At 73.5% G+C, this 21508-nt stretch carries 20 protein-coding genes and 3 pseudogenes; 11 read left to right on the top strand and 12 right to left on the bottom strand.

Annotation, left to right across the window (positions count from 1 at the left end; translation table 11 throughout):
• Nucleotides 1–109 precede the first annotated feature (109 nt).
• Together ABZX65_RS09530 and ABZX65_RS09525 are read right to left on the bottom strand one after the other, a co-directional pair.
• A complete protein-coding gene (locus ABZX65_RS09530; protein ID WP_355336521.1) occupies nucleotides 110–829 on the bottom strand; it encodes a LytR C-terminal domain-containing protein in 720 nt (239 codons plus the stop codon).
• Between the two features lie 21 nt (nucleotides 830–850).
• The gene (locus ABZX65_RS09525; RefSeq protein ID WP_188284476.1) at nucleotides 851–1147 is read right to left on the bottom strand and encodes a type II toxin-antitoxin system VapB family antitoxin; all 297 of its coding nucleotides are present in this window, start codon (nucleotides 1145–1147) and stop codon (nucleotides 851–853) included.
• A 97-nt stretch (nucleotides 1148–1244) separates the two neighbouring features.
• Between ABZX65_RS09525 and ABZX65_RS09520 the strand changes: the two genes are divergently transcribed.
• Nucleotides 1245–2993 (top strand): helicase HerA-like domain-containing protein, encoded by a 1749-nt coding sequence (locus ABZX65_RS09520; RefSeq protein WP_355336520.1) that lies wholly within the window; start codon nucleotides 1245–1247, stop codon nucleotides 2991–2993.
• Nucleotides 2994–3023: 30 nt separating this feature from the next.
• Here the strand turns inward: ABZX65_RS09520 and ABZX65_RS09515 are convergent, their stop codons facing one another.
• Nucleotides 3024–3545, bottom strand: a complete 522-nt coding sequence (locus ABZX65_RS09515; RefSeq protein WP_355336519.1) for a GNAT family N-acetyltransferase — start codon at nucleotides 3543–3545, stop codon at nucleotides 3024–3026.
• A gap of 216 nt (nucleotides 3546–3761) precedes the next feature.
• Between ABZX65_RS09515 and ABZX65_RS09510 the strand changes: the two genes are divergently transcribed.
• Genes ABZX65_RS09510 through ABZX65_RS09500 form a run of 3 tightly spaced genes read left to right on the top strand, consistent with a single transcriptional unit; the run spans nucleotide 3762 to nucleotide 5451 of the window.
• The gene (locus ABZX65_RS09510; RefSeq protein WP_355336518.1) at nucleotides 3762–4337 is read left to right on the top strand and encodes a DUF5994 family protein; all 576 of its coding nucleotides are present in this window, start codon (nucleotides 3762–3764) and stop codon (nucleotides 4335–4337) included.
• The gene (locus ABZX65_RS09505; RefSeq protein ID WP_355336517.1) at nucleotides 4337–5020 is read left to right on the top strand and encodes a hypothetical protein; all 684 of its coding nucleotides are present in this window, start codon (nucleotides 4337–4339) and stop codon (nucleotides 5018–5020) included. Before ABZX65_RS09510 ends, ABZX65_RS09505 begins: the two co-directional genes overlap by 1 nt.
• Complete coding sequence (locus tag ABZX65_RS09500; protein ID WP_355336516.1) at nucleotides 5017–5451, top strand: DUF5994 family protein; 435 nt, start codon at nucleotides 5017–5019, stop codon at nucleotides 5449–5451. The genes ABZX65_RS09505 and ABZX65_RS09500 overlap by 4 nt, the downstream gene beginning before the upstream one ends.
• Before the next feature lie 12 nt (nucleotides 5452–5463).
• Here the strand turns inward: ABZX65_RS09500 and ABZX65_RS09495 are convergent, their stop codons facing one another.
• Nucleotides 5464–6537, bottom strand: coding sequence for an alpha/beta fold hydrolase (locus ABZX65_RS09495; protein WP_355336515.1), 1074 nt, complete (start codon nucleotides 6535–6537; stop codon nucleotides 5464–5466).
• 222 nt (nucleotides 6538–6759) lie between these two features.
• On the opposite strand from ABZX65_RS09495, the gene ABZX65_RS09490 reads away from it, so the two are divergent.
• The 3 genes and pseudogenes from ABZX65_RS09490 to ABZX65_RS09480 all read left to right on the top strand — a co-directional run bounded on the left by ABZX65_RS09490 (nucleotide 6760) and on the right by ABZX65_RS09480 (nucleotide 9621).
• Nucleotides 6760–8430 (top strand): SpoIIE family protein phosphatase, encoded by a 1671-nt coding sequence (locus tag ABZX65_RS09490; RefSeq protein ID WP_355336514.1) that lies wholly within the window; start codon nucleotides 6760–6762, stop codon nucleotides 8428–8430.
• Between the two features lie 48 nt (nucleotides 8431–8478).
• A pseudogene (locus tag ABZX65_RS09485) lies at nucleotides 8479–8859 on the top strand (DUF1992 domain-containing protein); the annotation flags it as partial.
• A gap of 180 nt (nucleotides 8860–9039) precedes the next feature.
• The gene (locus ABZX65_RS09480) at nucleotides 9040–9621 is read left to right on the top strand and encodes a hypothetical protein (protein ID WP_355336513.1); all 582 of its coding nucleotides are present in this window, start codon (nucleotides 9040–9042) and stop codon (nucleotides 9619–9621) included.
• Here the strand turns inward: ABZX65_RS09480 and ABZX65_RS09475 are convergent.
• Entirely contained in the window at nucleotides 9609–10691 is a 1083-nt protein-coding gene (locus tag ABZX65_RS09475; protein ID WP_355336512.1) for a hypothetical protein, read from the bottom strand. The two genes, ABZX65_RS09480 and ABZX65_RS09475, sit on opposite strands and share 13 nt — an antisense overlap.
• Nucleotides 10692–10945: 254 nt before the next feature.
• Between ABZX65_RS09475 and ABZX65_RS09470 the strand changes: the two genes are divergently transcribed.
• Nucleotides 10946–11218 (top strand): hypothetical protein, encoded by a 273-nt coding sequence (locus tag ABZX65_RS09470; RefSeq protein WP_188284469.1) that lies wholly within the window; start codon nucleotides 10946–10948, stop codon nucleotides 11216–11218.
• A gap of 124 nt (nucleotides 11219–11342) precedes the next feature.
• On the opposite strand, the gene ABZX65_RS09465 is transcribed toward ABZX65_RS09470, so the two are convergent.
• Nucleotides 11343–11846 carry a DUF5949 family protein gene (locus ABZX65_RS09465; protein ID WP_355336511.1) on the bottom strand — a complete coding sequence of 168 codons (504 nt, stop codon included), beginning with the start codon at nucleotides 11844–11846 and terminating at the stop codon, nucleotides 11343–11345.
• A 288-nt stretch (nucleotides 11847–12134) separates the two neighbouring features.
• Between ABZX65_RS09465 and ABZX65_RS09460 the strand changes: the two genes are divergently transcribed.
• Together ABZX65_RS09460 and ABZX65_RS09455 are read left to right on the top strand one after the other, a co-directional pair.
• A complete protein-coding gene (locus tag ABZX65_RS09460) occupies nucleotides 12135–12869 on the top strand; it encodes a hypothetical protein (protein WP_355336510.1) in 735 nt (244 codons plus the stop codon).
• Nucleotides 12870–13111: 242 nt separating this feature from the next.
• Nucleotides 13112–13375, top strand: coding sequence for a chaplin (locus tag ABZX65_RS09455; protein ID WP_188284466.1), 264 nt, complete (start codon nucleotides 13112–13114; stop codon nucleotides 13373–13375).
• A 155-nt stretch (nucleotides 13376–13530) separates the two neighbouring features.
• Here ABZX65_RS09455 and ABZX65_RS09450 read toward each other — a convergent pair whose 3' ends face one another.
• Both ABZX65_RS09450 and ABZX65_RS09445 read right to left on the bottom strand, forming a co-directional pair.
• Nucleotides 13531–14400 (bottom strand): tyrosinase family protein, encoded by an 870-nt coding sequence (locus tag ABZX65_RS09450; RefSeq protein ID WP_355336509.1) that lies wholly within the window; start codon nucleotides 14398–14400, stop codon nucleotides 13531–13533.
• A 102-nt stretch (nucleotides 14401–14502) separates the two neighbouring features.
• A complete protein-coding gene (locus tag ABZX65_RS09445) occupies nucleotides 14503–14976 on the bottom strand; it encodes a tyrosinase family oxidase copper chaperone (RefSeq protein WP_355336508.1) in 474 nt (157 codons plus the stop codon).
• Nucleotides 14977–15380: 404 nt separating this feature from the next.
• On the opposite strand from ABZX65_RS09445, the pseudogene ABZX65_RS09440 reads away from it, so the two are divergent.
• Nucleotides 15381–16613 (top strand): annotated as a pseudogene (locus tag ABZX65_RS09440) (glycosyl hydrolase); the annotation flags it as partial.
• Nucleotides 16614–17417: 804 nt separating this feature from the next.
• Here the strand turns inward: ABZX65_RS09440 and ABZX65_RS09435 are convergent.
• The 4 genes and pseudogenes from ABZX65_RS09435 to ABZX65_RS09420 form a co-directional block, all read right to left on the bottom strand.
• Nucleotides 17418–18515 carry a GNAT family N-acetyltransferase gene (locus ABZX65_RS09435; protein WP_355336507.1) on the bottom strand — a complete coding sequence of 366 codons (1098 nt, stop codon included), beginning with the start codon at nucleotides 18513–18515 and terminating at the stop codon, nucleotides 17418–17420.
• A 260-nt stretch (nucleotides 18516–18775) separates the two neighbouring features.
• On the bottom strand, nucleotides 18776–19477 hold the full coding sequence (locus ABZX65_RS09430; RefSeq protein WP_355336506.1) for a lipopolysaccharide biosynthesis protein: 702 nt from the start codon (nucleotides 19475–19477) through the stop codon (nucleotides 18776–18778).
• Between the two features lie 8 nt (nucleotides 19478–19485).
• A complete protein-coding gene (locus ABZX65_RS09425; RefSeq protein ID WP_355336505.1) occupies nucleotides 19486–20646 on the bottom strand; it encodes a glycosyltransferase in 1161 nt (386 codons plus the stop codon).
• A 158-nt stretch (nucleotides 20647–20804) separates the two neighbouring features.
• Nucleotides 20805–21470: pseudogene (locus ABZX65_RS09420) on the bottom strand (polysaccharide deacetylase family protein); the annotation flags it as partial.
• Nucleotides 21471–21508: the final 38 nt, after the last annotated feature.

The following is a 21508-nucleotide window of genomic DNA, read 5'->3' as shown; positions in this document are numbered from 1 at the left end:
CTCGCACGTACGCTGTCGGCCGCCACGAAGGGCAGTCACCCGCGCCAAGCCACCCGCGCCAAGCCACCCGCGCAAGCGCCACCCGCCAAGGCGGCGCCCGCCACGGCGGCTAGTGCTTCGCCGGCGCGCCCGCCTTCGTCGTGGCCCCCGTCTTGCCGGGGGCGGCCCCCGACGCGCTCGGGCTCGCCGTCACGCACACCGGCTTCGGCGGCGGCGGGTTCGCCGCCACGATCCGGGCCTTCGCCACGTCGGTCGGACCGGAAAGCGCCGTGAAGGCCGTGCCGATCATCACATCGACGGTCTTGTCGGTCCGCTTGGGGTCGATCTTCACGGTCGAGCCCGCCACCTGGGTGCCCGCCGTGCGGGCCGCCGCCTCGCCCGCGGGCCCGGCGACGATCAGCGCGGACTCGCCGACCTTCTTGTCGTACGGGTCGGGCGCGTTGCCGAATTTGTTGACCTTGAAGCCGCGCTTGGCCAGCTCGTCGGCCGTGGTCTTGGCCAGACCGCCCTTGGCGGTGGCGTTGAAGACGTTCAGCGTGACGCCCGCGGGCTGGGGCAGCGGGGCCGGTTTACCCGTGGGGGCGGTGGGGGCCACGGTGACGCAGGGGCGGTTCTGCGGTGCCGCGTTCGCCTTCGTGTCGCCGTTGTCGTCCCCGCGGAAGACATGGACGAGTTGCAGCGCCCCGTAACCGAAGAGGCCGAGCACGACGACCGAGGCGAGCACGGCGGTGACGACACGGCCGCGGCGGCGCGGGCGGCGCATCCTCGGGTACTGCTTGCCGGTGACCCGGTACTTCCCGCCCATACCGGAGGGGGTCAGCATGCTCATGAGCGCAGCGTAAGCGGATTGTCAGTCCATCTCCAGGACCCGGGCGTGGAGCACCTGGCGCTGCTGGAGCGCGGCGCGTACCGCCCGGTGGAGTCCGTCCTCGAGATAGAGGTCGCCCCGCCATTTCACGACATGGGCGAAGAGGTCGCCGTAAAAGGTGGAATCCTCGGCGAGAAGTGTCTCCAGGTCGAGCTGTCCCTTGGTGGTCACCAACTGGTCCAGCCGCACGGGACGTGGGGCGACGTCGGCCCACTCGCGCGTACTCACCCGGCCGTGGTCCGGGTACGGCCGCCCGTTTCCGATGCGCTTGAAGATCACACGGAAAGCCTACCGGCCCGGCTTGTCCGGGCGCAGCACCGCTGCCGGGGTGCGATGGTGGCAAAAGCCTCATCGTCGTATGAATCGGGAGCATGTGATGACCGATCCCCAGCCGAATAGTTCCGCCGGTGAGGCCGTCACGGGTGAGGCGGCCGTGACACCGGGGTCGACTCCCGCACCGTCCGGGCCGACAGCCCCACCGTCCGGGCCGACTCCCGCACCGTCCGGGCCGACAGCCCCACCGTCCGGGTCGACTCCCGCACCGTCCGGGCCATCAGCGGCGCCGTCCGGGCCGACACCGCCGTCCCCCGCCGCCGACATCGCCCGCGGCTACGCCTTCACCGGCCCCGCGCTGGACCTCGGCGCGCTGCTCTGGGAGGGCGAGTGCCACCCCGACGCGCCGGTCCGCATCCCGCTCGGCATGCTCAACCGGCACGGCCTGGTGGCGGGCGCCACCGGCACCGGCAAGACCAAGACGCTCCAGCTCATCGCGGAACAGCTCTCCGCGCAGGGCGTCCCGGTCTTCCTCGCGGACGTGAAAGGCGACATCTCCGGCGTGTCGGCGCCGGGCCAACCGGGTGAGAAGGTCCAGCGGCGGGCGGCGGAAGTCGGCCAGAACTGGACGGCCACCGGTTTTCCGGCCGAGTTCTACGCGCTGGGCGGCCTCGGCCCCGGCATCCCGGTACGGGCGACCGTCACCGCCTTCGGCCCCGTCCTGATGTCCAAGGTGCTCGGCCTGAACACCACGCAGGAGCAGTCGCTCGGCCTGATCTTCCACTACGCCGACACCAAGGGCCTCGAGCTGTACGACCTCAAGGACCTGCGGGCCGTCATCGCCTTCCTGACCTCCGACGCGGGCAAGCCGGAGCTGAAGGAGATCGGCGGGATCTCGTCGGCGACGGCCGGGGTGCTGATGCGGACGCTGACGGCCTTCGAGGCGCAGGGCGCCGCCGCGTTCTTCGGCGAGCCGGAATTCGACACGAGCGAGCTGCTGCGTACGGCGTCCGACGGGCGCGGGCTGGTCTCCGTGCTGGAGCTGCCCGCCGTGCAGGACAAGCCGCAGCTCTTCTCGACCTTCCTGATGTGGCTGCTCGCCGACCTCTTCCAGGACCTGCCCGAGGTCGGCGACCTCGACCGGCCGAAACTGGTCTTCTTCTTCGACGAGGCGCACCTGCTCTTCAACGGCGCCTCGAAGGCGTTCCTCGACGCGATCACCCAGACCGTACGGCTGATCCGCTCCAAGGGCGTCGGCGTCTTCTTCGTCACGCAGACGCCCAAGGACGTCCCCGGCGACGTGCTCGCCCAGCTCGGCAACCGTGTCCAGCACGCCCTGCGCGCCTTCACGCCCGACGACGCCAAGGCGCTGCGCGCCACCGTCTCCACCTTCCCCAACTCCGCTTACGACCTGGGCGAGTTGCTCACCTCGCTCGGCACCGGCGAGGCCGTCGTCACCGTCCTCAGCGAGAACGGCGCGCCGACGCCGGTGGCCGCCACCCGGCTGCGCGCCCCCGAGTCGCTGATGGGTCCCGTGGACGCGGCCGTGCTCGACTCCGCCGTCAAGTCCTCGCCGCTGTACGGGCGGTACGCCGAGGCGGTCGACCGCGAGTCCGCCTACGAGAAGCTGGCCGCCGCCGAAGCGGCTTCCGCCGCGCGGGCCGAAGCCGCCGAGAGCGCGCCCAAGACCGCCCCGAAGAGCGGCCGTTCCTCCGCCAAGGGCGCCGCCGCCGACGCCGGAATCGTCGAACAGGTCGTCCACAGCGGCGCGTTCAAGTCCCTCGCCCGCTCCATGGGCACGCAGCTCGGCCGCGAGATCAGCCGCTCGCTGTTCGGCGTCCGCAAGCGGTAGCGACGCCAGGGGACATGGCGGCGGCGACGCTCACGGGCGCAGCGGGCGGCTCCATGCCTGGCGGGGGCCGTGGGTGTCGCCGAGGTAGGTCCACTCCCAGGCGCGCAGGGCGTGGACGGCGTCGGCGTCGGGCGCGGTGAGGACGGTGACGAGGGCCGCGTCGCTGCGCAGCAGGAGCTGGTCGAGCAGACCGGTCGCGATGCCCTGCCTGCGGTAGGCGGGCACGACCATCAGCTCGGCGAGCGCGAAGACCTGTCCCGAGGCGGTGAGCTCCTCGATGTCCGTGCCGTCGGGCCCCGCGCCGTCGGTGCCCGCGACCGTGAAGTCCCGCCACCAGCCGTCGGCGCGGTCGAGGACGTAGCCGTACGCGACCCCGGTCAGCCGCCGCTCGCTGGCCACGATCATGTCGAAGCCGGGCCGCTGCGTGGCCTCGGCGAAGCGCCCCAGGAAATCCTCCCGGTCGTGGAATTCCTGGCCCGGCACACCTCGGTACGCCTCGACGTAGACATCCGCGACGGCCTCGCGCTGCTGCTCCGCCTGCCATCTGGACATGCGGCGCGTGAAGACCTCGGCCACGTGTTCCCTCCCCCATCGGCCCCGTGTCCCGGCGGTCCGGAACGGTGACCTTCCATCATCGTCCCAGACACCCCGGACGGAGTAGGGTGAACGGACCGAGGGCATTCCGTACACCGGCACTCAAGTCGGCGTCGTTCGCGGTGAGCGACGGTGCCGGACCCGTTCCAGCGGGCCCGTGGACGGATTTGTTCCATGCTCTCCTCTCAGGATTCCGCACACCCCTCGGCGGTCCGTACGGTCCCGCGGCCCCCTCCCGCGCCCCCCGCGCCGCGGCTCTCGCTGTCGCCCGGCGTCAGCGCCCTGCGGATCGGTTCGGCCGAGCTCGGCCACGGACCGGGGCCGCTGGACGGCGCCTGGTGGCCCAAGTCCCGTGACCTCTCCCTCGAACTGCCGTCCCTGGTCGGCGCGTTGGACCTGCTGTGGGGACGGATCACCCGGGTCACCGTCAACCCCCTGTACTGGCCGACCGTGCCGAAGAAGGTGCCGGTCGCCGGGCACGTGGTGCATGTCGGCTGGTTCGTCGAGGAGCAGGACCCGCACAAGCTGCTGGTGCTCTCGTACCGTACGGGCCGCTGGGATCTGCTGATCGTCCCGCCGCAGACTCCGGCGGCGACGGCGGCCCGGCTGATGGCCGCGGCGGCGGACCCGGCCAATGTCCGTACCGCGAGCGAACTGATGGCCCAGGCCGACCCCGACCGCGGCGCGGACGCCGCCTGGGAGGCCGAGGGCGGTCCCGCGGGGCTGGCCCGGCCGGAGCGGGCGGCCTGATGCCCCCGCGCGAGAACGAGTCGGGTGAGCCGCGCGCGGCCGGTGCGGGGACGGGGGCCGATCCGCGCATGGCGGGTACGGCCGGGCCGCCGCGGGGCCGTACCGGGGCCGGGCGCGACGACGCGGCGCGGAACGCGGCGGCGGCCACCGGCTCGGGCTCGGGCTCCGGCTCCGGCTCCGGCTCCGGCGGCGCGGAGCGGGCGCTGCCCGCGCCCGGCTTCGCCGAGGTCAGCATCGTGGCCGCGACCCCGGAGGCGGCCCGCAGGATCGCGCAGGTGCTGCGCTTCCGCTTCGCCGCGACCGAGCAGCCGCCCCCCGGCCGCCCGGTGGTGGACGAGGACGGCGGCACCCGGCTGCGGCTGACCGTGGACACCGTCCACTTCCCCGACGCGGGCCCCTTCCAGCTCCGCCTGGTCGGCGGCGAGGAGCGCGTACGGGACGGCACCGGGACGGCCGAGGTCACCGGCGTGACCGGCGTCACCGAGGCCGCCCAGGACGCGGACGCCGCCCAGGACCCGGACGTCAGCCGAGGCACGGACGTCACCGAGGGGGCCGCCGCCGACGACGTACCGCCGCCCGTACGTCCGCCGTCGCCGCCCCGCCCGCCGCGGCCCGCCCCGAACACGCGCTTGGCACCACCCACCACCCCGGACGAACCGTCCGGAGACAGGCCGACACCATGACGATCACCACCGCGACCGAGACACCGCCGCCGCTGCCCGCCTGCGCCCTGCCGGTCTGGGACGGGCCGCCCGCCCGGCTGTCCCTGATCCACCCGGGCGGCAGCCCCGTACGGATCGACGGCGCCTGGTGGCCGCGGACCCGTGACGTGACCAAGGAACTGCCGCCGCTGCTCGCCGCGTTGAACGGCCGCTGGGGCCGGATCACCGACATCACCCTCGACGCGGCGAACTGGCTCGACGGGCCCTCCGCCCTGCTGCTCGGCGGCCACACCCTCCGTATCCACCGCTCCACCACCACCGGCCACCGCGACTCGGTGTGCCTGCTCTGCCGGGGCGTCGGCCGCTGCGACCTGCTCGTCGTCCCGCCCGAGACCCCGGAGCGCCAGGCCCGTCAGCTCCTCACCACCTCGACGGTCCCCGTACGCGGCTGACCGGGCCCGCCCCTAGACCGCTCGCGCGTACCCGTCCAGCGCGTCCCGTACGTGGCGGGACATCGTGGCGCTGCCCTTGTGGCCCGCGTCGTCCACGACGGTGAGGGTGGCCTGCGGCCAGGCGGCGGCGAGGTGCCAGGCGGTGTCGAGCGGCGAGCTGAGGTCGAGGCGGCCGTGGAGCAGGGTGGCGGGGATGCCCCGCAGCAGGGGCGCGTCGCGCAGGAGGGCGCCCTCTTCGAGCCAGGCGCCGTGCGAGAAGTAGCGGGCGCAGATCCGGACCATGGCGAGCCGGGCGGCGGAGGGGCGGTCGCTGTACGGGCGGGCGGAGCCGCTGGGTTCGAGGGAGAGCACCGCGTCCTCCCACGCGCACCAGTCGGCGGTGGCCCTGGCCCGTACGGCCGGATCGGGGTCCTCGGTGAGGCGCGCGTACGCGGCGACGAGCCCGCCCGCGATGCCGCCCGCCGTATCGGACGCCATGCCGGTCGCTGAGCCGGTCGCTGAGCCGGACGCCGTGCCGGACGCCGTGCCGGGCGCCGTACGTGACCCCGTGCCGTCGTACGCCGGGCCGGCCGCCGCGCGGAAGGCCGCCCACTGTTCGGGGAAGAAGCGGCCGACGCCCCGGTAGAGCCAGTCGATCTCCGCTCTGCGGGTGGTCGTGACGCCGTTGATGACGATCTCCGAGACCCGCTCGGGGTGCCGCTGCGCGTACGCCAGGATCAGCGTCGAGCCCCAGGAGCCGCCCGTCAGCAGCCAGCGGTCGATGCCGAGGTGGACGCGCAGGCGTTCCATGTCGGCGATCAGGTGGTCGGTGGTGTTGTGGGTGAGGTCGGTCGCCGGGTCGCTCGCGTGCGGCGTACTGCGCCCGCAGCCGCGCTGGTCGAACAGCACCGCCCGGTACCGCTCCGGGTCGAAGTCCTGCCGGTGCGACGGCCTGCACCCCGAGCCGGGGCCGCCGTGCACGACGAGCGCCGGCTTGCCCTCGGGGTTGCCGCAGGTCTCCCAGTACACGAGGTTCCCGTCGCCGACATCGAGCATGCCCCGGTCGTACGGCTCGATCGGCGGGTGGCTCCGCTGCGCCTCGGTCATGGCGGTCCGTTCCTCTCGACGGGCGCGACGCCTCAACCGTCGAAGCGCCGGGCGGCTAATCTAACAGCGCTGTTATATCAGCCCACGCCCCGCGCCCCCGGCCCCGCCGAGCCTCTCCGGACCCCGAATCCCCGGACCCCCGACCCCGTGGGTACGGCCGCCGCGCGGCCCCTCCGCCGTCCCGATTCGCGGCCCCGCGACCCTGCGTGCACTGTGGAACAGGTGAACGCGGATGAGTCGCTGTGGCGCGCGCTGCTGGAGGGGACGGCGGCGGGTGTCGCCGTACTCGGCCCCGACCTGCGCTACCGGTACGTCAATCCGGCGCTCGCCCGGATGAACGGCGTCGAAGCGGCCGCGCACATCGGCAGGACCATCGCCGAGACGGTGCCGGGCGTGGACGTGGGCGAGGGCGTCCTGCGGATGGTGCTCGCCGACGGCACACCGCGCGAGCTGCTCTCCAGCGGCCAGACCCGGGCCGATTCGCCGCACACCACGCGCTACTGGCAGTGCACGTACCACCGGCTCCAGGGCCGGGACGGCGGGGTGGGCGGGATCGGCGCGGTGATCATCGAGGTCAGCGAGGACCACGAGGCGCAGCGCGAACTGGAACGGGCCAAGGAGCGGCTGCTGCTGCTCGACGCGGCGGCCGTCCGGATCGGCTCCACGCTGGAGATGGACCCGACCTGCCAGGAACTGGCCGACCTGCTGGTCGAGGTGATCGCGGACACCGCCACCGTCGAGGTGCTGGACAGCGGCCCGCGCGCCCGCCGCCGCCCCCCGCCGGACGGCGCGCTGCGGCTGCGCAGGGCCGCGATGGCCGCGCGGCCCGCGCTGCGCGAGCGGGTGCGGATCTTCGGGACGCCGGGGGAGTACGTGGTCTACCAGCGCGGCTCGGCGATCCCGACCTGCCTGGAGACCGGGCGTCCCGTGGTGCAGAATCTGCCGCGCGACGAGGAGATCGCCCACTCCGCGCCGAACGCCGAGCGGGTCGCCGCCTACCGCGCGGCGGGCATCCACTCCGTGCTGGTCGTGCCGCTGAGCGCCCGCGGCGACCGGATCGGCACGGTCACGCTGATCAGGGCCGGGACCTCGCCCGGCTTCGACGACGAGGACACCGCCATCGCCCGCGCGCTGGCCGACCGGGCCGCGATCAGCCTCGACAACGCCCGCCGCTACACCCGCGAGCACGGCATCGCGGTGGAGTTGCAGCGCGCCCTGCTGGCCACGCCCGGCGCCCCGCACCCCGGGGTCGAGGTGGCCACCCGCTATCTCCCGGCGGGCGCAACCGACCTGGTCGGCGGCGACTGGTTCGACACCCTGGCGCTGCCCGGCGGCGTGACGCTGCTGGCCATGGGCGACGTGATGGGGCACGGCGTCGAGGCGGCCGTCGAGATGAGCCACTACCGCTCGATGCTGCGCGTGGTCGCGGGAGAGGGCGACGCGCCGGACCGCGTCCTGCGCCGGATGGACGCGCTGCTGGCCGCCGCGGGCGCCCAGCGGCCGGGCACCTGTCTGCTGGGCCTCGCCGACCCGGCGCGCGGCGGCTGCTTCTTCGCCAGCGCGGGCCACCTCCCGCCCGCCGTCGTCACCCCCGACGGCCGTGTCCGGCTGCTCGCCGTACCGCCGGGACCGCCGCTCGGCGCGGACCTGCGGGGCACGTACGAGACGGTGTACGTGCCGTGGCGCGCGGGGGAGACGCTGCTGCTCTACACCGACGGGCTGGTGGAACGCCGTACCGAGGACATCGACGCCTCGCTCGCCCGGCTGGCCTCGCTCGTCCTCCCGCCCGACGGTGAACCGCTGGACGCGCTCCTGGCCCGGATCGTGCACCGCCTGGCGCCCTCCGCCGCCGAGGACGACGTCGCCCTGCTGGCCGCGCGGGCGCGGCCGTAACCTGGTACGTACGCCACCCGCTGCGTGCGCCCACGTGAGGAGCGAGGTATGACCGACCGCAAACCCGCCGGTGTCTCCTTCGAGACGTGGGTGGACAAGCAGATCCGCGAGGCGGAGCAGCGCGGCGACTTCGCCGAACTGCCGGGCGCGGGAAAGCCGTTGGCCTCGCTGGACACCCCGTACGACGACTTGTGGTGGATCAAGGGCAAGATGCACCGCGAGGGCCTGTCCGCGCTGCCGCCGACGCTCGTGCTGCGCAAGGCGGCGGAGGACGCGACGGCCGCGATAGCGCGGGCGCGCTCCGAGCGGCAGGTGCGGCAGATCCTCACCGAGATCAACGACCGTCTCCGCGAGGCCCTGCGCCGTCCCCCGGAGGGACCGCCCCTCAACCTCGGCCTGTTCGACGTCGAGAAGGTCGTGGCGGACTGGCACGCGGCGCGGGCCGTCGGTACGGGCACGGACGACAGCGCGGATACGGATACGGGTAGGGCTACGGCCGCCGATAGCGATAGCGATACCGAAACCGATACCGATTCCGGCAGGGGCGGGCGGCGGACGGGGTTCGGACGGCTGTTCCGCAGGGACCGTTCCGCCTGATAGGGATGGGCCGTGCGCTTTGACTCCGTGCCGATGCCGCCGACCGTCGAGGTCAGGCCCCGCGATCCGCGCGGCTACCCGGTGCCCGCGATCACCCCGTGGCAGGACGACCAGCCGCAGTTCGCGCTGACCGACTACGACCGCAGCGCCAACTGCGCCCGGCAGCGGCTGTGTTCGGTGTGCGACACGCTGATGCCGCGCGGCCCGGTGTGGCGGGTGGTGGGCGGTTCCGAGAGCGCCGCGATCGGCGAGGCGCTGGCGGCCGGGCGCCCGTACCGCAATCTCGCGCCGACCCTCGAAGGGCCCGGCCACCGCGCCTGCATGCTCTACGCCTCGATGGTCTGCCCGTATCTGGCGCGGCCCAACGCGCGGCGCGGCCTGGACGCGCGGAACCCGGACGACATGACCGCTCATGTCGTCCGGGGCGCGGTGCGCGGCACGCTGGGCGCCGTCGTCGGTTTCGCCGACTACGAGTTCGCGGTCACCTCGTCACAGGTGCTGTTCCGCTTCGTCGACGTGGTGGAGTTCCTGCCGCACGACACCGCCGACGCCCATCTGGAGGCGCTGCGGGCCGAGTTGGCTCAGGCGCGGTAGGCCGGGAGCCCGACGTAGTCGGAGACCTTGACCGGCGCCTGCGAGCCGTCCACGGGCAGCCGCACGATGCCGTTGGGCGTACGGGCCACGACCGTCCTGCCGTTCGGCTCGAAGGCGGGCTCGGTGTAGTCGGTGGTCGCCTGCGGGGTCAGGTCCTTGTACACGGGCGCGCCGTCGTGGGGCGTCTCCAGGAACAGGTGGTCGTGGCCCCCGACGGACCGGACGAAGACGATGCCGTCGTCCTCGGTCGGCCCGATGGCGGGCTCGGACCCCGGGGTGAGCGCGTAGCCCTGCTGCCGCAGGTAGTCGTCGCGGATGTAGACGTTGCCGTCGCCGGTGTTGGCGTAGACGGCGGTGCCGTACTTCCCCGCGGAGCTGGGCCATACGTTGCCGGTCTGGGGCAGCGGCTTCACGTTCTCGTCCGACTCGTGGTTCAGGCTCAGCACCTTGGGCGTGCCGCCGTGCGCGGTGGCCGGGACGCCGTACAGCCGGGCGGTGCCGCCCCGGCGGCCGGCGAAGAGGATGTTGTCGAGGGCGGGAAGGCCGTTCTGCGGGTCCTTCGCGCGCACCTGCCAGGTCGGGTGCGACCAGTTCTGGTCGCCCGGGTTCCTGGCCACGATCACGCGTCCGCTGCCGTCGGGGTCGCTGACCGCGAGGTCGCCGTCGCCGTCGATGAAGGCGGCCTTCGCGCCGTTCGGCGACCAGGCCAGGTCGCGGACCTCGGTGCCGAAGTCCACCCGGGTGCCGTTCATGACGACGTAGCGGGTGCCGTCGCTGATGGTCAGACCGGAGTGCGCGGTGCCGTTGAGCTTGGTGCTGCTGCCCACCGGGCTGGCCCCCGAGCCGTTGGCGCCGTCGTCCCCCGCGTTCCCCCCGCTGCCGCCGCTGCCGCCCTTCCCGCTGGGGGTGGGCTGACCGCTCGCGCCGCTCGTCGCCGAGGGCGCCGGGTCGGAGGCGGTGCCGTCCGTGGGGCCGCAGGCCGACAGGAGCAGGGCGGCACCCGCCGTGATCCCGGCGGTGAGCGCGATGGCGGCGGCGGTGCTGCGACGGCCACGGGCACGAACGGACATATCGGGTTCCCCCCAGGAACGGATGCGGTGCGGCGTTCTCCGGCCGCTCGCGGCGGTGTCCCGCTGTTCCGGCCGGCTCCGGCTGCTCGTGCCGGTGACACAAAGAGTGCTCCCGCAACGTCCGTCTCCTGTGCTGCCGTTGTCACGCCAGTGCAACAGCGGGGGCGCGCGCGGCGGGAGGGCCCGCGGTCCCGCGCCGACCAGGACCGGTACGGTCCGCGTGCCCTGCGGGCGGTTCGCGCGTTGTATCGATCATGAACGTAAGCCGAATCCTCACCACCGCCGCCGCCGGTTCCTTCCTGATCGCGGCGGGCGCCCCCGCCGCCATGGCCGCCGAGCAGTCCGCCGATCTGGGCTCCACCCTGAGCAGCACCGCGATCACCGCGAGCGCCGCGGGCGAGCAGGCCAAGGGCGCCACCGCCAGCGTGCTCGGCGACTACAAGGTCGACCAGAAGGTCCAGGACGTGAAGAACGTCGCCCAGGCGGGCACCGACGCGGTCACCGCCGCCAACGACCTGGTCCACTGACCCGAGCCAAACGCCGTACGCACGGGACGCGTGCGGGCGCGTAGGCACAGACCCACCACACGCAGGGGCGCCCCGCGGGACTTCTCCGGTCCGGCGGGGCGCCCCTGCGCGCGAGTGTCGGGCTCTAACCCTTGAGGGTGCCCACCGGCACCAGGCAGTGCGCGGCGGTGCCCAGGACGTCGGTGTCCCCGGCGAAGCCCTGGAGGGTCTCCTCGGTCACCGGGGTGCCCGGCTTGGCCTCGGGCCACGGGCGGGTGGCGAGGATGAAGTACACCGCGCCCCGGTCCTGCGCCGCGGCGACCCACTGCTCGGGCACCGGGCACGCGGCGTGCAGGTACGGCATCGTCAGCACGGCCTTGCCGCCCTCGACCAGCACCTTCACCGGGACGTTCGGCGCCTGCTTGACGTCGAGGATCGCGCCGCCGACCGGCAGCCCGACCTCCTCCGCGACGGCCAGCGCCGCCTCCTGCCCCGACTCCGGGCCGTCCGGCCCGTCACCGAGCGAATAGGCCATCAGGAACGGCATGTCGCGGCCGTCCTCGTGGTGTTCACCGGCCCACGGAATCACCACGAGGGTGCCGAGTCGGCGCTGGAGGGCGGAATTCAGGGCGGTATTGGTCTGGCTCATGCGCCGGACCCTAACCGCCGGGAGAGCCCGGCCGGGGCGGATATCACCTCCGCGGGCGACCCGAGGCTCCCGGATTCCTCCGTTAGGGGAGAAGTCGGCCGCGCGTACGCACCCTAACGGCCCATCAGGGTGATGTGGATCGGCAGCGGTTGAAAACAGGAAATCCGCAGTTCACACAGTTCGCGCCGCCACCCTCGTGGGCGGCGGCCATTCTCAGCAGTTGCGGTAATACCGTCTGCTTTTCACGGTGGTGGCGTAGCTGTTCACCACCGAAGGGAACTGTTTTCCATGCGTACCCACCGGATCACCGGCGTGGTCGTCGCCTCCGCGCTCGTCGCCACCATCGCCGGCGGCGCGCTCACGACGACCGCCGCTGCCGCCACTCCCGCAGACACCAAGCCCGCGGGCACCGTGACGGCACCGGCCGCGCCGGACGCGACCGCGCTGCTCGCGCAGGCCAAGTCACTGGGAGACGTGGCAGGCGTGCTCACCCCGGTCACGAAACTGGTCCAGGACGTGCTCGCCAAGCCCGGCACCGTCAAGCCCGAGACCATCACCGCCGACGCCGCCGGGGCCAAGTCGGCGATCGACGCGGCGAAGGCCGCCGCTCCTGCCGTCCCCGCCGCTCCTGCCGCCCCTGCGGCTCCCGCTGCCCCGGCGGCTCCCGCGGCTCCCGCCGCGCCGGCTCTTCCCGCCGCTCCCGCCGCCCCCGCGGTGCCGAGCCTCGGCAGCCCCTCGGGCAAGGTCGCCACGCAGCCGTCGGCCAAGCCGTCCGCCACGCGGGACCTGAAGGCCGACGCCCTCACCGCGCTCCAGACGGCCGTCGACAACCTGGTCAAGGCGTCCACGGCCGGTGACCCGGCGGGGCTGCTGACCGCCGCCACGGCCGTCGTCACCGGCCTGGTCAACGTCGTCGTCGCCACCGTCCTCGGCGGTGGCCTGCCGGCGCCGAACCTGCCCGGTCTGCCCGCCCTCCCGTCGCTGCCCGGCGGCCTCCCTTCGGCCCCCGGCCTGCCGCTCTGACCGAGCGCCGGGCGTAGCCGGAGCCGTGGTTCACAGGGTTCCTGAGCTGCGCTTCGAGCCGTGCTCCGGCCGGATGTGACACCCGAAGGGGTGAGCGCGAACCGCGCTCACCCCTTCGGCCTATTTTGATACGCCGTCACCGATTCAGCCCAACATGCGTGACTATTCGTGATCTCCCCCCGTTGCGCACAGCGTCAACGCCGCAGGTATTTGCGGTTGGGTTTCGTCTCAGGGAGATCTTGATGTCGCGTATCGCAAAGGCGGCGGCCGTCACCGCCGCGGCGGGTGCCGTTCTGGCCGCCGGCGCCGGTATGGCTGTTGCCGACTCCGGCGCGCAGGGTGCCGCTGTCGGTTCGCCGGGTGTGCTGTCCGGCAACCTCATCCAGGTGCCCGTGCACGTCCCGGTCAACGTCTGCGGTAACACCGTCGACGTCATCGGCCTGCTGAACCCGGCGTTCGGCAACCAGTGCGCCAACGTCTCCGGGCACGACGGCGGCGAGTGGTAATTCCGCGCCACCGCGGCCTCCCGTCACCTTGTGTGCGGGAGGCCGTTTTCTTTTCCCTCGGCCCGTCACCCTCGGCCCGTCACCCTCGGCCCGTCATCCTCGGCGCGTTTCCCTCCGCCTGTCACCCGCGGCCCGTCACCCGCGGCGCGAGCGCGTCAGCTCTCCTCGTAGCGGTAGAACGAGCGGTGGTCGAAGTAGTCCGACGGCTTCTCGTTCCACGGCGGCATCAGCTCGTTGCTGCTGATCACGCGGCCGTGCTCGGGGTCCTTGGCCGACAGCGGCATGGACGGCAGGTACGCCGACTTCGGGTGCAGCCGCTGCCAGCGGATCCACACCAGGTCGAGGAAGGCGTGGTGCATCCAGAACACCGGGTCGTTCGGCGAGGTGCCGCCGATCATGTGGCCGCCGACCCACTGGTGGACCCGGTTGTGCAGGTAGCCGCCCTTGGTGTCGCTGACCGTCCAGCCCTCGATCTTGTTCCTGAAGCCCTTGGTGGACGGGGCGGAGTTCCACGGCGCGACGTCGTAGACCGGCATCGCGAGCGCGTTGTCCAGCTCCGCCTTCGTCGGCAGCACGATCGGCCGGTCGGGCCGCCCCATGTTGCGGGTCAGGTACTTCTCCTGCGTGACCCCGTAATTGATCGGCCAGTCGCCGGTCTGGTACGCGAACGGGCCCGTCATCACCTGGCCGTCGCTGTCGCGGCCGTTGCCGCCCATGAAGTCCGGGCCCCACAGAGAAGAGCTCTGCGCGTTGTCGTACGTCCAGTCCCAGTACGGGATGGTGACGCCCGGGTCGAACATCTGGAGATCCGCCTCGAACTGGAGCAGGAACCGGCGGTGCCAGGGGAAGAAGGTCGGTGCCATGTGGGCGACCCGCAGCCCGCTCTCGCCGTCGGCGGCGAAGTACTTGCCGTGCGTGATGACGTACTTGTCGTAGCCGCCCACGCGCTTGAGCTCCAGCACGGCCTCGACGAACCGGGAGCGTTGGCTGCTGGTCAGATGCCGCTGATTCATTCGCGTGTACACAGGAACTGACCCCTCGGCGGTCGTACGGCGCTCAGCCGTCAGTGGTGGCGCGTGGTGCCGCGCTCAGTGGTGGCGCTCAGTGCGGGCGCCCGTGGACGGCGCTCAGTGGTGGTGCTCCGCGGTCGTGGACAGCTGGGCGCGGCCGAGCACGTCGACCGCGCCGCGGGCGGTGCCGAGGGCGGTGGGGAAGGGCTGGTAGTGGTTGGCCATGCTGATGAAGCTGCCGTCCACGCGCCGCATCACGTGCAGCGGGCGCCCGTCGATCCGGATGTCGACGCCGCTGTCCCGCGCGGAGCTGAATCCCTGGATGCGGCGCCCGCGGTAGACCTCGTCGAAGAGGGCGGCCCCCGCGCCCGGCACGGGAGCGGGCTCGTACCCGGCGGCGGCGCTGTCGTACCCAGCGGCGGGCTCGGCGACCGCGGTGTCCGACTGCCTCGCGGCCAGCATCGGACGCAGCGCCGCGGTGGTCCCCGATACGGCGGCCACGGTCGTGATGCCGCGCCTGATCAACCGCCGTCGCGTCGCCACCCGGGGTCGTGAGTGTTTTCCGCTGCCGTTCTCGATGGCTTCGCTCATGTCCGACACACTCCTCTCCTCCGGCCGTTTCCGCGGCTCATCATGCCGCCGTAGGGGTGAGTCACCCGGATAATCGGTGGGCGATGCAAGGAATTTCATCCGCCCGAGTGATATCGCGATCGGCCCGGTGCCGGTATTGACGGACCGCCAGGTTGTTTGAGGCCGGGTAGGAACTGTCGTGGGAACCGCTTTTGGTCTACGTCAGGGGGCGCGCTTATTACTCATACGTTATGACTGATCGTTAGGAGTCCGATTTCCGTGCGGTCGCACGGCGGTCACCGCACCACGCACCACGCACAGCGGACAGCGAACGAGGAGTGACCATGGCCAACCGACGCCAGTGGCTGACGGGTGCGGGCGTCGGATTCGTGTCGGCCGCCTTGATCGTGTCAGGACTGTCCGGCATCGCGGGTGACCCGCCGGGCGCGGGCCGCCGCCTGGTCACCGCGCTCGCCGGTGCCGTCGGCGCGGAGGGCGCCACGGGACCGGGCGGCCCGGACGGCGTCAACGGGTCGAGCGGCGCCAGCGGATCGAACGGCCCTGACGGCCCTGACGGCCCTGACGGCCCTGACGGCCCTGACGGCCCTGACGGCTCGAACGGTCCCGCCGGTGCTTCCGGGTCCACGCCCACGCCCCCGCCGCGCGCCTCGTACGCCCCCATGGGTGCCTTCACCGACTCCGGCGCCGAGGGCGTAGCACGGATCGGCGCCCTGGAATCCTGGCTCGGCGGTACGGAGGCGACGGTCGGCCATACGTATCTGCCCGGTGACGACTGGTCCGGCATCGAGGGCAGCGGCGGGCTGCTCCAGCCGTGGGCCGCCTGGAAACGCGCGAAGCCCGACCGGCTCTTCGTCCTCAACGTGCCGATGCAGGAGCACAACGAGGACCGCGTCCCCGACCGCGACGTACGCGAACTGATCCAGGAGGGCGCGCGCGGCGACTTCGACGGCCACTTCACCCGGCTCGCCCACCGGCTGGTCGACCTCGGCGTGCCCGACACCGTGATCGTCCTCGGCTGGGAGATGAACGGCACCACGTACACCCACCGCTGCGGGCCCGACCCGTCCGGCTGGAAGACGTACTGGAACCGGATCGTCAAGGCCATGCGCGCCGTCCCCGGCCAGCGCTTCCGCTTCGACTTCACGCCCAACCGCGGCCAGGACGCCATCGGCTGGACCGAGTGCTACCCCGGTGACGCGACCGTCGACATCGTCGGCATGGACTCCTACGACCAGCCGCCCGGCGAGACCTTCTACGACCAGGTCAACGAGGCGTACGGGCTCCAGGCGCAGGTCGACTTCGCCGACCTGCACGGCAAGGAGATCTCGTACCCGGAGTGGGGCCTGTTCAGGAACGGCGACAACCCCGACTACATGCGGCAGATGCTCCAGTGGATCAACGACCACCAGCCGGTGTACCAGACCATCACCGACTACTGCCCGCACGGCGTGTGGCAGTGCACGGAGAACCCGAAGTCCTCGAAGGTGTATCGCAACGCGCTGTTCGACCTGAAGCCGGCGCCTGCTCCGTCGGAGACGCCGACGCCTACGGAGACGCCCGCGCCTTCGGAGACGCCGACGCCCACGGGTACGCCCACGCCGACGGAGACTCCGACGCCGACCGGCACTCCGACTCCCACGGACACGCCGACCGTCACGCCGACGCCCACGGTGACGCCCACGGATACGCCTACGGTGACGCCGACGCCCACGGATACGCCTTCGGGCACGCCTACGGATACGCCGACCCCCTCGGTCAGCCCGTCCGCGACGCCGACCGAGACCCCGACGCCTTCGGACACGCCCACGGTGACGCCGACGCCGAGCGGCACGCTCACCCCGGAGCCGTCGCTGTCGCCGAGCCCGACTCCGACCGTGCCGACGACGCCCTCGGTGTCGCCGTCCCCCGACCTGTCGCCGAGCCCGGCGGTCAGCCCGAGCGCGAGCCCGACGCCCAGCGTGCTGCCGCCCGTGACGCCGACCCCGGCGCTCACACCCGTGGCCGTACCGACTCTGCTTCCGGCCGTCACGCCGGGCCCGACGCCGGTGCCGCAGGCCGGGCCCTCGCCGCTGCCGCCCGTGGTGGAGGCGTGCCTGCCGCTCCAGCTCAGCGAGGAGATGCAGAAGCAGTACGCCAGCGGTCAGGTCTGCATCAAGCTGCAACCGAAGGCGCCGGGGGAGCAGACGCCGACGCCGAGCGCGTCGACACTCGGTTCGCCGACGCCTGGTTCGCCGACGCCGACGCCGACCGCGCCGACGTCCGAGTCGCCGACGCCTGAGGCGCCGACTCCGGCCGTGCCGACGACACCGACACCCACGTTGCCGCCGACGGCCACGTCCGCCGTGAAGCCGGAGTCGGTGCAGGAGGCCGCGCCCGCGACGAGCCCGACGCCGCCGGCCGGCTAGCCGCAGGGCGGCTTACGCGCCCTGACGCAGGGCGGCTTACGCGCCCTGAGCGTTGCCGCCGCGCCTGGCGAGCCGGTCGTTCAGCCCGGCCCGCCAGGCGCGCAGCACCGGCAGGCGGCGCTTGGCGGTCGCGGCCAGGCGGGTGCGGGCGGCGGCCAGGGCGACGCGGCTGTGGAGGACGACGGCCAGCGGGCGGGTGGTCAGCAGCAGGCGGCGGTTGGCGAGGTGGTCGGGGCGCCAGTGGAATTTGTGCGGCTCCGCGCCGCGCAGCAGGCTGAGGGCGGCCCGGCCGCCGTCCTGGGCCTGCCGGACGCCGTGCTGCATCAGCAGCGTCGTGACGTCGACCTTGGTGGTGCGCAGGTCCGGGTGGGCGCCGTAGAGGTAGCCGCCCGCCAGACTCGGGCAGAGCACGGTGAGATTCGCGGCCACCACCTCGCCTCCGAGGCTGAACTCGGTGACCGCCGCGTCGCCGTTCGCCACCATCAGCCGCGCGGCGCGGGTCAGGTGCTCGGCGAAGCGCGGGCGTACGTGCTCGGGGGTGACCCCTCGGCCCTGCCACTGGAGCAGGTGCAGCCGCAGCATCGTCTCGACGGCGGGCGCCACCTCGTGCGCGGGCACCGCGCGTTCCTCGACGCCCGCCGCGTCCAGCTTGCGCAACTGCGAGCGGATGCGCTGGCCGCGCGAGCTGCCGACCCTCGCGATCAGGCCGTCCATCGGCAGGCCAGGCAGCTCCAGGCAGACCGAGTCCTCCAGGTCCTTGCGCGGGCCGCGCCACGCGCCGTACACCCGCTCGGCCGCCGCGCCCGGCCGTACCTCGCGCAGGTCGATCACCGCCGTCCGCGCCAACCGCCGCAGCGCCCCGGTCAACGCCGCCGCGTACGCCGGATCCGCGTCGTCCACCAGCACGTCCGCGTAGTCCGTGATCGCCCCGCCGAGCGCCACCAGCACCGGCACCGGCCGGTACGTCACCATCAACGGCGCCGCCGCGACCAGCTCCTCGCCCCGCCGCACCACCACGACCCGCAGCCGCCCGCGCCTGCCGTACGACAGCCACCACGAATACAGCCACGCGTGACTCTGGAACGGCGTCGCCGCCCCGCACCGCCCGTACAACCGCCCCCACTGCGCGGCCATCCCCCCGAACGCCTCGCCGTCCCGGCACACCTCCACCCTGAGCCCGCCCCCGTGCCCGTCCGGTGCGCCGATGTCGGCGCCGGGGGCGTTTCGCGGCTCGGATACGCGTCCGGCCGCGGTGCCGCCCGTGCTGCCGGTGGTCGCTCGCGGTGCCTGCGCTGGCGCGGGCGCAGCCATCGGGGTTGTGGCAGGCCCGGGGGCGGGCGGGGGCTTCGGGGGTGTCTCGGGCGTGGGCCGGGGGTGGGCGGAGGCGGGGGTGGTCATACGGATTCCCTGGGGATCGCTGTCGGGGCGTGGCCCGGGGTGGGGGCCGGGAGGGAGGCGCCGTAGGCGGGCTCGCGGCGGGAGCGGGGGCGGACCAGGAGGAAGAGGGCGCCGAGGAGGCCGCCCGCGCTCGCGCCGACCGCCGCGGACAGGGCGGTGGAGGGCGAGGAGGGAGAGGTCGGGGCGGTGGCGGGGGAGAAGACCAGCAGGCGGACGCCGGTGCTGCCGGCGTTGCGGTTGCCGGTCGCGGCCAGCGAATCGGCCACGGCGTTGGCGACCTTCGCGGCGGTCGCCCCGCGCCGGGCCGTCCCCGTGATCGAGATCATCGGCGCGTCGGGCGAGGTCGCGGCCTGCACGCTGCCCTTGAGGTCGTCCACCGCCATCCCGGACGCGGCCTGCGCTCCCGCGAGCACCGCGGAACCGGTGACGACCCGCCCGTACGCCTGCGCGAAACCGGTGGTGGTCGTCGCGTCGCCGTGCTGCGGCACCACGATGACGTAGCTGGTGGCGGCGTACTGCGGGGCCGCCGTCAGGCCGTAACCGAGGCCGCCCGCGAGGCCGATGCCCAGGCACAGGGGCAGCGGCAGCCAGCGCGGCGGCGTCCGCCACGAAGCGCGGCGCCCGCGCCCCTGCCTGCCCGCGGGGGCGCGGCCCTCGTCGCGGATCGCGGCCTTCTCCTGCACTGCGGTGTCCTGCATGAGCGGTCTCATTTCTTCTGTCCCGGCCCCACGCCGGTGGCGGATGCGGATGCGGATGTGGTTGCCGTTGCGTACAGCCGCATCACGCGGTCGGCGGTGTGGGCGATGTGGTAGCTGTCGACGGCGGCGGGCACCGGCAACCGCCGTACGCCCGCGCCCTGTTGGGCTTGGAGCGCAGAGACGAGGTCCCGCGGGCCGGTGCCGATCCGGCGGGCGCCGGGCGCGCTGTCCGGCGGCAGGTCCTCGATCGCGGGGCACGCGGTGTGCAGCACCGGCAGCCCGGCCGCCAGCGCCTCGACCATGGCGAGCCCGAAGGACTCCTCGCGCGACGCGGACACGAAGACGTCCATCGCGGCCAGCAGCGCGGGCATGTCGGGCATGACACCGCTGCCGTCCTCCCCGCCCGCCGCGCCCACCAGATGCACGCGCGGCGCGACGCCGGTCGAACGGGCCAGCCGCAGCAGGGCGTCGTGCTCGGGCCCGGTGCCCGCGACGAGGAGATGGGCGTCCGGGACACCGGCCAGCGCGCGGATGACGGTGTCGAAGTTCTTGCCCGGTACGAGCCTGCCGACCCCGCCGATGACGAACGCCCGCTCGGGCAGACCGAGTTGGGCCCGTGCGGCGGCGCGCACCGCCGGGTCGAAACGGAAGCGGGCCGGGTCGATGCCGTTGGGCACCAGGTGGATACGCGGGTCGGGCACGCCCCACTCGCGCAGCCTGCGCGCGACCGTCGAGGAGACGGCGACGGTGGCCACGCCCAGCCGTTCGGTGGCCCGGTACAGCGCGCGGGTGCCACGGGTGAGCGGGCGGCCCTCGATCTGGGAGTCGCCGAGCGAGTGCTCGGTGGCCACGACCGTACGCACCCCGGCCAGTCGCGCGGCGAGGCGGCCGTAGACGCAGGCGCGGTAGAGGTGGGTGTGCACGACGTCGTACCGGCCTGCCCTGATCTGCCGGGTGAGCCGGGGCAGCGCGGACAGGTCGCGGTTGCCGGTCATGCCCAGGTGCGTGACGCGTACGCCGTCGGCGCGCAGCGCGTCCGCGACCGGGCCGGGGTTGGTGAGGGTGATCACCTCGCTCTCGCAGGAGGCGGGCAAGTGGCGTACGAGCAGCCGCAGTTGCTGCTCCGCGCCGCCGATGCCCAGACCGGTGATGACGTGCAGGACCCTCACCTGGGCTCCTCCGGAGCGGCCGTCCCCCGGCCGGACCCCGGGCCGGACCGCGCGCTGGTCTGCCCGCCGTCCCGCACGCCGGGCAGGACGCTGATCCCGTCTCCCGGCACGGGCGTCGGCGCGGGCGCGGCGGGCGGCCCTCCGGCGGCCGTCGCCGTCCGCAGCTTGTGCAGCAGCCGCTTGGCGTTCAGCCGCCCCGCCGCGTCCCGTTGGCCGACGTACGCGCGCGGCAGCGCGAACGTCCCGGCGAGCGGGCCGGGGTCGACCGAGCACGCGTAGCGGTAACCGGCGCTGCGGGCGGCGGCCACCGTGCGGGCGTCGGTCGCGCCGTACGGGTAGCAGAAGCCGTCGGGCTCGTGGCCGGTGATCTCCCGCAACAGCTCGCGGCTCTCAGTGAGTTCGACGGTCAGCTCGTCCTCGTCGACCGCGGTGAGGTCCAGGTGCAGCAGGCCGTGCGAGCCGACCTCCATCCCGGCCGCCGCCGCCGCGCGGATGCCGTCGGCGGTCAACAGCGGCTTGCGCGGGCCCTGTTCGTCCCAGGCGTTGACGCCGCCGAGCCTGCCGGGCAGCACGAAGACCGTCGCGGTGTGGCCGTACCGGAGCAGCAGCGGGACGGCGTACTCCAGGAAGTCGGCGTAGCCGTCGTCGAAGGTCAGCCCGACCATGCGGCTCGCGCGTCCGGCCGCGTGGGCGCGCATCAACTCGCCGACGCCGACGCCGGTCAGGCCCCTGCGGCGCAGCCACTCCAGTTGGCGGCCGAGCCGTTCGGGCGAGACGGTCACCAGATACGGGTCGTCCCGGCAGTCGCCCACCGAGTGGTACATCAGCGTCCACGGCAGCGCGGCCTGCCGCCTGCGGCTGC

It is taken from the genome of Streptomyces sp. NPDC003300, from assembly GCF_040610915.1.
Classification (GTDB): Bacteria; Actinomycetota; Actinomycetes; order Streptomycetales; family Streptomycetaceae; genus Actinacidiphila.
This window is presented reverse-complemented; position numbering and strand designations above follow the sequence as displayed.

Coding starts and splice junctions, on each gene's coding strand:
- ABZX65_RS09515 (WP_355336519.1), bottom strand. CDS start 3,545: ATGTCCAGATGGCAGGCGGAGCAGCAGCGCGAGGCCGTCGCGGATGTC.
- ABZX65_RS09470 (WP_188284469.1), top strand. CDS start 10,946: ATGAACGTAAGCCGAATCCTCACCACCGCCGCCGCCGGTTCCTTCCTG.
- ABZX65_RS09475 (WP_355336512.1), bottom strand. CDS start 10,691: ATGTCCGTTCGTGCCCGTGGCCGTCGCAGCACCGCCGCCGCCATCGCG.
- ABZX65_RS09505 (WP_355336517.1), top strand. CDS start 4,337: ATGCCCCCGCGCGAGAACGAGTCGGGTGAGCCGCGCGCGGCCGGTGCG.
- ABZX65_RS09520 (WP_355336520.1), top strand. CDS start 1,245: ATGACCGATCCCCAGCCGAATAGTTCCGCCGGTGAGGCCGTCACGGGT.
- ABZX65_RS09530 (WP_355336521.1), bottom strand. CDS start 829: ATGAGCATGCTGACCCCCTCCGGTATGGGCGGGAAGTACCGGGTCACC.
- ABZX65_RS09465 (WP_355336511.1), bottom strand. CDS start 11,846: ATGAGCCAGACCAATACCGCCCTGAATTCCGCCCTCCAGCGCCGACTC.
- ABZX65_RS09510 (WP_355336518.1), top strand. CDS start 3,762: ATGCTCTCCTCTCAGGATTCCGCACACCCCTCGGCGGTCCGTACGGTC.
- ABZX65_RS09455 (WP_188284466.1), top strand. CDS start 13,112: ATGTCGCGTATCGCAAAGGCGGCGGCCGTCACCGCCGCGGCGGGTGCC.
- ABZX65_RS09460 (WP_355336510.1), top strand. CDS start 12,135: ATGCGTACCCACCGGATCACCGGCGTGGTCGTCGCCTCCGCGCTCGTC.
- ABZX65_RS09435 (WP_355336507.1), bottom strand. CDS start 18,515: ATGGCCGCGCAGTGGGGGCGGTTGTACGGGCGGTGCGGGGCGGCGACG.
- ABZX65_RS09430 (WP_355336506.1), bottom strand. CDS start 19,477: ATGCAGGACACCGCAGTGCAGGAGAAGGCCGCGATCCGCGACGAGGGC.
- ABZX65_RS09500 (WP_355336516.1), top strand. CDS start 5,017: ATGACGATCACCACCGCGACCGAGACACCGCCGCCGCTGCCCGCCTGC.
- ABZX65_RS09495 (WP_355336515.1), bottom strand. CDS start 6,537: ATGACCGAGGCGCAGCGGAGCCACCCGCCGATCGAGCCGTACGACCGG.
- ABZX65_RS09445 (WP_355336508.1), bottom strand. CDS start 14,976: ATGAGCGAAGCCATCGAGAACGGCAGCGGAAAACACTCACGACCCCGG.